General features: G+C 61.1%; 5 protein-coding genes. 1 reads left to right on the plus strand and 4 read right to left on the minus strand.

Going from position 1 to position 6,898, the window contains the following annotated elements:
- Positions 1-224: 224 nt before the first annotated feature.
- The 4 genes from KGA97_RS28560 to KGA97_RS28575 form a co-directional block, all read right to left on the minus strand.
- A complete protein-coding gene (locus KGA97_RS28560; protein ID WP_008043336.1) occupies positions 225-1,220 on the minus strand; it encodes a YbhN family protein in 996 nt (331 codons plus the stop codon).
- A complete protein-coding gene (locus KGA97_RS28565) occupies positions 1,217-1,993 on the minus strand; it encodes a DUF2334 domain-containing protein (protein WP_223481925.1) in 777 nt (258 codons plus the stop codon). The genes KGA97_RS28560 and KGA97_RS28565 overlap by 4 nt, the downstream gene beginning before the upstream one ends.
- Positions 1,986-3,107 (minus strand): glycosyltransferase family 4 protein, encoded by a 1,122-nt coding sequence (locus tag KGA97_RS28570; RefSeq protein WP_008043334.1) that lies wholly within the window; start codon positions 3,105-3,107, stop codon positions 1,986-1,988. The genes KGA97_RS28565 and KGA97_RS28570 overlap by 8 nt, the downstream gene beginning before the upstream one ends.
- Positions 3,108-3,275: 168 nt before the next feature.
- Positions 3,276-5,165 carry a methyl-accepting chemotaxis protein gene (locus KGA97_RS28575; protein WP_207285466.1) on the minus strand — a complete coding sequence of 630 codons (1,890 nt, stop codon included), beginning with the start codon at positions 5,163-5,165 and terminating at the stop codon, positions 3,276-3,278.
- Between the two features lie 174 nt (positions 5,166-5,339).
- On the opposite strand from KGA97_RS28575, the gene KGA97_RS28580 reads away from it, so the two are divergent.
- On the plus strand, positions 5,340-6,827 hold the full coding sequence (locus KGA97_RS28580) for a helicase HerA-like domain-containing protein (protein WP_032832797.1): 1,488 nt from the start codon (positions 5,340-5,342) through the stop codon (positions 6,825-6,827).
- Positions 6,828-6,898: the final 71 nt, after the last annotated feature.

A 6,898-nucleotide genomic window follows, 5' to 3' on the forward strand; every position in this document is an offset into this window, starting at 1 on the left:
AACCCGGCATGGATGCCGGGTTAGCCGCCCCCGGCCATGGATGGCCGATGGCGGCGGGCCCACGGAGCAGGACCGGAGCGAGGGTATGCCGAGCCTAGGCGAGGCACCGAACGAAAGGGGCAGAAGCGCTTTGGTTACTTTCGCGCTTTTCGAAAGTGACTCGCTGTAAAAGCGAAACCATAAGCCGCCGTTACCGCAGCAACGGATATGCACACAATAAAAAACTAAGCCTGCCTAAACCTCATCAACTTCTTCAACAAAGGCCGCCCAACCATCAACAAAAACACCGGCCCCCCCACCACCAGATAAAAGTAATAAGTCACCGCCCGCCAAATCAAAATCGCCGCCGCCGCAGTGGATTTCCCCACCATGGGCGCCAGCAATGCAGCCGAGGTCAGTTCCGCCGCCCCGGCGCCCCCCGGCAACAGGCTGAACTGCCCCGCACTCAGCGAAAGCATCTGAATCAAAAAGCTCCAGGCCCACTGCAAATCCGCGCCAAGCCCGCGCAACGCCAGGTACAACACGCTATAGCGCAGCACCCAATGCACACAGGTCAGGGCAAACACCTTGATCAAAGTCCGAAAGGGCAACTTCAGCGTGTCAGTGAACGCCGCAAGAAAGTGCAGGAGTTTTCGCGCCCAGCGCAGGCGCGTGGTGCCTTTGACATTGAGACGTGCGAGCAGCCGCCCGCTGAGGCGAATCAGCAGCCGATGGTAGCGCGCGATCACCACACAACTGAGCAGCCCGCCGAACATCGATATCGCACTGACGGTCAATAGCCACTCCATGCGTTCACTGAGGTGCTGGAACAGCGCATAAATCAGAATCCCGCTTAATGCGCAGAGAAAGAACAGCAGATCGCTGAGTTGGTCCATGGCGAAAACCGCACTGCCCCGTGCCGGACGCACCCCGTTGCGGGCCAGCAGCGCCATAATGGTCAGCGGTCCACCGCTGCCGCCCGGTGTGGCGCAGTAGGCGAACTCGGCAGCCATCACCACGCCGAGGCTTTTGACCGGGCTGACCTTGTCGCGCTCATCACCCAGCAACAGGCGCAAGCGCATCGTGTTCACCACCCAGCACAGCAGGATCATGCCGAACATGATCAGCAACCAGCTCAGTGGAAAGCTTTGCAATCGTGACCAGGTCTGGTTGCCACCCAGCAGCAGTGGAATCAGCACCGCCGCGAGCAGCGCGACAAACAGCAGAATCCCCCGGCTCATGCGGCGCGACCGATGCGGTCGCTGTGCAGCGCCAGCCAACGAGCCTTGGTCATCGGCAGGCGGCCTTGGTCGAGTAATCGCTTGAGGGTGTGCAGCCAGTAATCGCGCGCGAACCGATGACGCATGTCCACCGGGTGCAGGCCCAGACGAATCACCGGCGCCTGGCGCAAGCGTTGCTCGCGCTGATCGCTGACGAGCTTCGACAAACCTCGCCGCCATGCGCTGCGCGCACTCCAGACCAGTCCTGGCGCATCGACCGGGGTGAAATCCGGCAGACGAAAAAGATGCTGTGGATCGCTGGTGTAACTCAGGGGTAACTGGCGCAAGGCCTGGCGCGTACCTTCGCTCATCAACCAGGCCGGAGCGACGAACCCTTCGAGCGGCCAGTGATAGCGATGAAACAGCTCGATACCTGCGCGCAGACGCGTGAGGGCCGCGTCCTGCGACAGCGTGTAGAACTCGCCTTCACGGGTATAAATGCGGCGCATGAACCAGTCTCGTGGCGTGTTGGGCAGCGGCTCGTCATCACAATGAAAATAGCCGTGCAGCGCCAGTTCGTCACCTCGGGCGACACGACCGGTCAGCAGGCGGCGCAACCCCGGGTGTGCCTCCAGATCGTTGTGTCTGTGGTAATCCGGCACAACCAGCCAGGTCATCGGCACTTCACCCAAGGCGTCCACGGCTTCGACAAACGGTTGGTAATCGGCCCAGGTGTGCGGCGCGACGTCATGCAGCACGAGTAACAGGCAGGGCGCGCTCATGGGCTCAACCATTGGCGGCCAGCGGCCATTGATTGCCGAGGACGGCGTGATAGTGGCCCAGCAGGCTGTCGACCACCGCGTCCCACGAGTAATGCCGTTCGACATGGAGGCGCGCTTGTTGGCCGAGCGCGGCACTGCCTGAACTGAACAGCTCCCGCACCGCATTGGCCATCGCCACCGGGTCGTTCGGCGCGCACAGCAGCCCGCATTCTGCGCTGATGATTTCTTCAAAGGCTCCCGCCGCCACAGCTACTACCGGAATGCCGCTGGCCATGGCTTCGAGGATCACCAGGCCAAACGTTTCCTGGTCACCGGCATGCAGCAGCGCATCGGCGCTGGCCATCAACTTCGCCACCTGCGTGACGGGGCAGAACTCATGGATGACGGTGACGTTGTCCGGGACCACGACCGGCATCGACGACCCCACCAGCAACAGGTGATAACGCCGTCCCAGGCGCCGCATGCATTCCAGCAACACCGGCAGGTTTTTTTCCTTGGAACCACGCCCGGCAAAAATCAGCAGGTGCGTGTTTTCATTGATGCCCAGTTGCGTGCGCAGGCTTGGATCCCGGGCATCGGGATGAAAGGTTTGCAGGTCGACGCCCAGGGTTTGGACGAAAACGTTGTTCACGCCCAGGCTGGTCAGTTTGTCGGCCATGATCCGGCTCGGCGCCAAGACCCGGTCGAAGTTGCCGTAGAGCTTTTTGACATACGCTTCGACGTTGGTTGTGACCCAATTGCCCATGCGATTGCTGACCAGCAGCGGCAAGTCCGAGTGATAGAAGCCGATCACTGGCACGTCGAGTTGGCGGCGGGCATCGAGCGCCGCCCAGGCTGTGAGGTACGGGTCGCCGACCTCGATCAGATCGGGCTGCAAATCTTGAAGGACATTTCGCCAAGGGGCGAGACGGAGAGGGAAACGATAACCCTTGCCGAAGGGCAGGGCAGGGGCCGGAACCGTGTAAACGCCGTCCTGTTCGCTCAAGTGTGAACCGGGGATCAGCAGGCTGTGGCGAATGCCGGGCTTGACGCCCAGACGACGGTGTTTTGCATCCAGATACGTGCGCACGCCACCGCTGGCAGGGGCGTAGAACATGGTTATGTCCGCGATGTGCACGATGAACATCCCTCCGGTCCGTTGTACTCCCTTGGTTGACCTTTATGAAGAATAGATGTTCGGCTGGGGTTTTGTGGTGTGTTACAGACCGTCTTCGCGGGCAAGCCTCGCTCCTACAGAATTTTCACCGAACCTGTAGGAGCGAGGCTTGCCCGCGAAGGGGCCCTCAGAAGCGCACTAGATCCGGAAACTACCGACCAACTGCTTGAGACGCGCCGCCTGCTGCTCCAGGTCCGAACACGCCCGCAACGTCGATTGCAGGTTTTCCACCCCTTCCTGGTTCAACGTATTGATCTCGGTAATGTCGACGTTGATCGATTCCACCACCGCCGTCTGTTCCTCGGTCGCCGTCGCCACGGACTGGTTCATCCCGTCGATCTCACCAATGCGCAACGTCACGCTGTTCAGGCGTTCGCCCGCCAGGTTGGCGATTTCCACGCTGTCCTGACTGTGGCGCTGGCTGTCGCTCATGGTGCTGACGGATTCGCGGGCGCCGATTTGCAGCTCCTCGATCATGGTCTGCACCTGCTGCGCCGATTCCTGCGTGCGGTGTGCCAGGTTGCGCACTTCATCGGCCACCACGGCAAAACCACGCCCGGCTTCACCGGCACGGGCCGCTTCGATCGCGGCGTTCAGCGCCAGCAGGTTGGTTTGCTGGGAAATACTGGTGATCACTTCGAGAATCTGCCCGATGTTCACGGTTTTGCTGTTCAGCGATTCGATGTTGGTGCTCGAAGCGCTGAGCATGCTCGACAGTTGGTTCATCGCGACAATGCTGCGATCCACCACCTGTTGGCCGTCTTCGGCGAGGTTTCGGGCATCGCTGGCCTGGCTCGACGCCTGGGCGGCATTGCGCGCGATTTCCTGGGCTGCGGCACCGAGCTGATTGATTGCGGCGGCGACGCTGCTGGTACGCGAAGCTTGCTGGTCAGAGTTGTACATCGACGAGTTGGAAGCCGCGACTACACGCAGCGCCACTTCGTTGACCTGGCCGGTGGCCGAAGACACTTCGCGGATCGAACCGTGAATGCGCTCCACGAAACGGTTGAACGCGGTGCCCAGGAGGCCGAATTCATCGTTGTTCTGGATAGTGAGGCGTTTGGTCAGGTCGCCCTCACCGTCGGCAATGTCGGCCATGGCGCGGGTCATGACGTGCAGCGGCTGGATCAGGATGCGGATCAGCATGCCCAGCAAGGCAATGATGATCGCAACTGCGATGACAGTCGCAATGACCGCCGAGGCGCGGAAATCGCTGAGTTTCGCGAAGGCTTTGTCCTTATCCACCGACAGACCGATGTACCAGTTGACGGAAGACAGGCCTTTGATCGGGGTGAAAGTGACGATGCGGGTTTTGCCATCGACTTCCACTTCACTGAAATCGCTGCTGATGCGCGGTGTATTTTTCGGGTACGACTCAGCCAGGGATTTCATCACCAGCGCTTTGTCCGGGTGCACCAGGATCTTGCCATCGGCGCTGACCAGGAACGCATAACCCATGCCATCGAAGTCCAGCGCATTCAGGCTGTCGGCGATCACTTGCAGGCTCAGGTCACCACCGACCACGCCAATGTTCTGGCCGTCCTTGAGCACACTGTTGACGATGGAGATGACCAGTTGGCCAGAGGCCAGATCGATGTAGGGTTCGGTCAGCGCCGAGCCACTGGTGCTTTGGGCGCTTTTGTACCAAGGACGGGCGCGCGGATCATAGCCATCCGGCATTTTGCTGTCCGGGCGGATGATGAAGGTGCCATCCTTGTTGCCAATGTAAGCACCCATGAAGGTCGACGTCACCGCCTTCTGCTCCAGCAGCTTGGCGACGTTGCCGATGTCCGGGTTCAGCGCGGCGTTTTGTGCGAGGTTTTCGATCAGCAGACTGCGTCCGGTCAGCCAGGTCTGGATATTGTTGGCAGTCACGCTGCCCATTTTTTGCAGATTCTTGTCCAGGTCCTCGCGAATGGCGTTGCGCTGTAGATAGTCGTTGTACAGGGTGAACGAGGCGAACGCGGCAATGACGATGAGGGCGGCGGCAAGCAGGATTTTATGGCTGAAGCGCAGATTTTTGTTCATGGCTTGGGGTTCCGCTAAGGTCTTAATGCCCAAGGCGTGCTTTTATAAGGAAGCGCGCAGTGGGCGGTCATGAAAACAAGCTGATATTTCCGTCCTCTCCTTGGGGGGATTACCGAAGCTTTTCAGTCTTTTATATCGGCCGTGCAGAATTAAAGATTAACCATGGGTGACCAAATGCCTGATTCATCGCAACTCGTTATCGGTGCCGATCTCGCGGGGCAACCGATCGCCCAGGCCATGCGCCTGGCGAACCGTCACGGTCTGGTCGCGGGCGCTACCGGGACCGGCAAGACCGTCACCTTGCAACGACTGGCCGAAGCGTTCAGCGATGCCGGCGTGGCGGTGTTCGCGGCGGACATCAAAGGTGACCTGTGCGGTCTCGGCGCTGCCGGCAACCCGCAGGGCAAGATCGCCGAGCGAATCGCCGGGATGCCCTGGCTGAATCACACGCCGCAGGCGTACCCGGTCACTTTGTGGGACATTCACGGCCAGTCCGGTCATCCTTTGCGCACCACCTTGAGCGAAATGGGCCCGCTGTTGATTGGCGCCCTGCTGGAGTTGACCGACAGCCAGCAATCGGCGCTGTACGCCGCGTTCAAGGTGGCGGACCGCGAAGGCCTGTTGCTGCTGGACTTGAAGGACCTGAAGGCACTGCTCAATCACCTGCGCGACCACCCCGAATTGCTGGGCGACGACGCCGCGTTGATGACCACCGGTTCCAGCCAGGCTCTGTTGCGCCGATTGGCGACTCTGGAGCAACAAGGTGCTGAAGCCTTGTTCGGCGAGCCGGCGCTGCAACTCGAAGACATTCTGCAACCGACCGCCGAGGGGCGCGGGCGCATTCACTTGCTCGATGCCAGTCGTCTGGTGCACGAAGCGCCGAAGGTCTACGCGACGTTCCTGTTGTGGCTGCTGGCTGAACTGTTCGAGCAACTGCCGGAGCGCGGCGATGCCGACAAACCGCTGCTGGCGCTGTTTTTCGACGAAGCCCATTTATTGTTTGCCGATACGCCCAAGGCGTTGCAGGAGCGTCTGGAGCAAGTGGTGCGGCTGATTCGCTCGAAAGGCGTGGGCGTGTATTTCGTCACCCAATCGCCGGGCGACTTGCCGGATGACGTGCTGGCGCAGCTCGGCCTGCGTATCCAGCATGGTTTGCGTGCGTTCACTGCCAAGGAACAAAAATCCCTTCGGGCCGTGGCCGAGGGCTTCCGGCCGAACCCGGCGTTCGACGCCTTGTCGGTGCTGACCGAACTGGGGATCGGCGAGGCGCTGGTGGGCACATTGCAGGACAAAGGCACGCCAGAGATGGTCCAGCGCGTCCTGGTGGCACCGCCGCAATCACGGATCGGGCCGCTGAGCGAAACCGAGCGCACGCTGCTGATCGCCGGCTCGCCGTTCAAGGGGCGGTATGACAAACCGGTGGATCGCGAATCAGCCTATGAAGTGCTGATGGGGCGCAAAGGCCTGGCGCCGGAACCCGAAGCGGCACCGGGCAAACCTGCGCCAGAAGAACCGAGCTTCACCGACAAGGCCGGGGAGCTTCTCGGCACGGCCGCAGGGCAGGCGCTGAAGTCGGCGATGCGACAGGCGGCCAATCAGCTTGGCCGGCAACTGGTGCGCGGGTTGATGGGGTCGTTGCTCGGCGGCAGCAAACGCCGCTAATTTTCTGGCGTATGCATCCCCTTGTAGGAGCGAGGCTTGCCCGCGAAGGGGCCCTTGAGGGCGCCCAAAGC

The sequence above is a fragment of the Pseudomonas sp. BF-B-15 genome, assembly GCF_019946675.1.
Taxonomy (GTDB): Bacteria; Pseudomonadota; Gammaproteobacteria; order Pseudomonadales; family Pseudomonadaceae; genus Aquipseudomonas; species Aquipseudomonas migulae.